Raw genomic sequence first — 3,342 nt, forward strand, 5'->3', positions numbered from 1 at the left:
TTACTCATCTCATTTACGCATTTTTCAATGCAATCAAGCTCTAAATAATCATCAGAATCTAAAAAGTGAATAATATTATTAGGTAAATCTTGAATTATAAAATCATTAATATTTTTAAGCTTTGTTTGGATTATATTTTTACTAAGTTTTGTAAAGTTTTTATTTATTTCTTCTTTTGCAAGTTCTTTAGTATTGTTTTTAAAAGCATTTGTGCTTTTGTAGCTTACAATATTATCTTCATTTTCAAAAAATTCTCTTAATTTTGTATCTTTGATAAATTCTAAACCCGCATTTCTAGCTGAACTTAAACCACCATTTTCTTTTATAATAAGAAAAATTCTTTCATCTTTTTTAGTATATTCTTTAGCGATATTTAAGCTATTATCAGTGCTTCCATCATCGACTAAAATAATATCTAAATTTTTATAGGTTTGATTTATGACGCTTTTTAAACACTCATCTAGGTATTTTTCCACATTATAGATTGGGATTATGATAGAAACTGATCTATAAAACATTTCATTCCTTAACATGATAAAAACTAAATTATACATAAATTAATTTAAAATTTAAAAATATAAAGTTATAATTTTTTAAAATATATTGGGAAATCAATAGTGAATCTAAAGCAAATAAGCGTTATTATCATCGTAAAAAATGCAGAGCAAACCTTGCTTGAGTGTTTAAATTCTTTAAAAAGTTTTGATGAAATTATTTTACTTAACAATGAAAGTAGCGATAATACCCTAAAAATAGCTAATGAATTTAAAAAAGATTTTACTAATTTACACATTTATCACAGTGCTTTTATAGGCTTTGGAGCCTTAAAAAATCTTGCTTTAAGCTATGCAAAAAATGATTGGATTTTAAGCATTGATGCTGATGAAGTGCTTGAAAATGAATGTATCAACGAACTTAAAAGCTTAGAATTTAAAAAAGAAGATATCATCGCACTTAGTCGCAAAAATCTCTATAAAGGCGAATGGATAAAGGCTTGTGGTTGGTCGCCTGATTATGTTTTAAGAATTTTTAACAAAAATTTCACTCGTTTTAATGATAATTTAGTGCATGAAAGTCTTATTTTACCAAGCAATGCTAAAAAAATTCATCTTAAAAATGGATTAAGGCATTATGCTTGTAATGGAATAGAAAGTATGATTTATAAAATGAATCTTTACACTAGCTTTTCCGCAAAAGAAAAACTCAAACAAGGTAAAAAAGCAAGTATTTTTGGGGCAATTTCACGCTTTTGGCTGACTTTTATAAAAGATTATTTTTTTCGCGGTGGTGTAAAATATGGCTATAAAGGTTTTGTTATAGCCCTTTTAAACGCAAATGGAGCTTTTTTTCGCTATATGAAACTTTACGAGCTAAATCATGAAAAAAATTAATATTTTTTTAAAAGATATCACTGAAAGCGGCGGCGGAGAAAGAGTTTGCGTTAATCTTGCCAATGCTTTTTCTAAAAAATATGAAGTTGAAATTTTTAGCTTTTATAAAAGCTTTGAACAACCTGCTTATGAGCTTTATAAAAATATAAAAATTTCTTATCTTAGTAATCAAAATTTTTATCATGCAAATAAAATTAAAAAAATCTTTTTAAAAACTTTTTATCGTTATTTTTTATCACTTTTAATCATTTTAAAATTTAAAAATGTAAAAAATGGCATTCTTTTAGCTAATGATGGATATTTTTTACCTTTTTTTAAAAATAAAAAACTTAAATATTTTAGAATTTGGCATATCAAAGCTCCAAAAAAGAAAAAAAAGATTTTTGACTATTTTGATACACTCATCATACTTTCAGCTAAAGAAATTGAGAAGTGGCAAAAATGGCATAAAAATATACAAGTAATTCCAAATTTTCTCTCTTTTATATCTTCAAAAACAAGTAATTTATCACAAAAAGTCGTACTTAGCGCGGGAAGATTTACTAAAGAAAAGGGTTTTTTAAGGCTCATTGATATTTGGGAAATAGTGCAAAAAGATGGAAATTTTAAAGAATGGAAGCTTCATATCGTAGGAGATGGGCTTTTAAAAGAAGAAATACTTCATAAAATACAAGCTAAAAAATTAGAACATTCTATTGTTTTGTTACCTTTTAATAAAAATATAGAAGAAGAATACTTAAAAGCAAGTATTTATGTAATGGCTAGTTATTTTGAAGGTTTTGGAATGGTTTTAGCTGAAAGTGCAAACTATGCAATTCCAAGCATTGCTTTTGATATCAATACCGGCCCAAGCGATATTATAGATAATAAAAAAAGTGGGTTTTTAATAGAAGATGGAAATTTACAAGAATTTGCAAATAAGCTTAAAATATTAATGCAAGATGAAAGTCTAAGGGAAAAATTTGGCATAAATGCCAAAGAAAAAGTGCAAAAAGATTTTAGCCAAGAGGCCATTATACAAAAATGGAATGAAATTATTTCACTTTAAAAAACAATTTGGCAAAAATTAATTTAACTTTATACAATTTTTTTAAAAATTTATATTTAAAATAATTTATTTCTTTATTATTAAATAAAAATTTTAAAATATCAATTTGTAAATAAATCAAGACATATGACTTTAAATTTTCTTTAAGAATTTTATTTTCTTTTATATATTTTAAAATATATAAATAATCATCTAAACAATCCTGAATTTTCTCTTTATTTTTTCGTCGCTTAGTGATCGAAAAAGAATTATCTACATAATTATACAAATACAAATCAACTTGCAAGTATCCATCATCATTTAAATTGTTTATCAAGAAAAAAAACGCAAGCATATCTTCAGCTACAAGGAGTTTTTTATCTATTGCAAAAAGCTCTTTTAGTGAATCCAAGTAAAAATCCTTTTTTACAAACAGAGTACAAATATTCCAATAAATTCCTTTAAATTCTTCTAAATTTTTAAGTGTATCTTTAAATATTGATTTTAATTTAATTCCATTGCTAATATAAGTAAAAGAAAATTGGCATATTTTATAAGTATTTATTAAGAGGATTAATTTTTCGCAAGCATTAAGCTCTAAATAATCATCAGGATCTAAAAACATCAAATACTCACTATTTGAATGTTTAACACCATTATTTCTGGCTGCAAAGGTGCCTAGGTTTGTTTTATTATGGATTATTTTTATTCTTGTATCTTTTTTGGCATATTCTTTAGCTATTTCTATACTTTTGTCATTTCCACAATCATCCACAACGATTATTTCTATATCTTTAAAGGTTTGATTTATGCAACTTTCCAAAGCTCTTGCTATATATTTTTCTACATTATAGGTGGGTACAATTATTGAAATTTTAGACATTATTTTTCTTAAAAAGTTTTTTAGGATGGCGCAAATAAAAT

Annotated in this window: 3 protein-coding genes and 1 pseudogene; 2 read left to right on the forward strand and 2 right to left on the reverse strand. The window is 24.8% G+C overall.

Annotation, left to right across the window (positions count from 1 at the left end):
• On the reverse strand, window positions 1-518 hold a 518-nt coding region (locus AJ885_RS02695; protein ID WP_148123895.1), incomplete at its 3' end, for a glycosyltransferase family 2 protein.
• A gap of 99 nt (window positions 519-617) precedes the next feature.
• On the opposite strand from AJ885_RS02695, the pseudogene AJ885_RS02700 reads away from it, so the two are divergent.
• Both AJ885_RS02700 and AJ885_RS02705 read left to right on the forward strand, forming a co-directional pair.
• Window positions 618-1,385 (forward strand): annotated as a pseudogene (locus AJ885_RS02700) (glycosyltransferase family 2 protein); the annotation flags it as partial.
• Window positions 1,378-2,439: a glycosyltransferase family 4 protein gene (locus AJ885_RS02705; protein ID WP_044780794.1), complete on the forward strand. Its 1,062-nt coding sequence runs from the start codon at window positions 1,378-1,380 to the stop codon at window positions 2,437-2,439. The pseudogene AJ885_RS02700 and the gene AJ885_RS02705, both read left to right, overlap by 8 nt.
• Here the strand turns inward: AJ885_RS02705 and AJ885_RS02710 are convergent.
• The gene (locus AJ885_RS02710) at window positions 2,426-3,301 is read right to left on the reverse strand and encodes a glycosyltransferase family 2 protein (protein ID WP_070280696.1); all 876 of its coding nucleotides are present in this window, start codon (window positions 3,299-3,301) and stop codon (window positions 2,426-2,428) included. The genes AJ885_RS02705 and AJ885_RS02710 overlap by 14 nt on opposite strands.
• Window positions 3,302-3,342 lie beyond the last annotated feature (41 nt).

The organism is Campylobacter sp. BCW_6464 (assembly GCF_001762775.1).
Lineage (GTDB): Bacteria > Campylobacterota > Campylobacteria > Campylobacterales > Campylobacteraceae > Campylobacter_D > Campylobacter_D jejuni.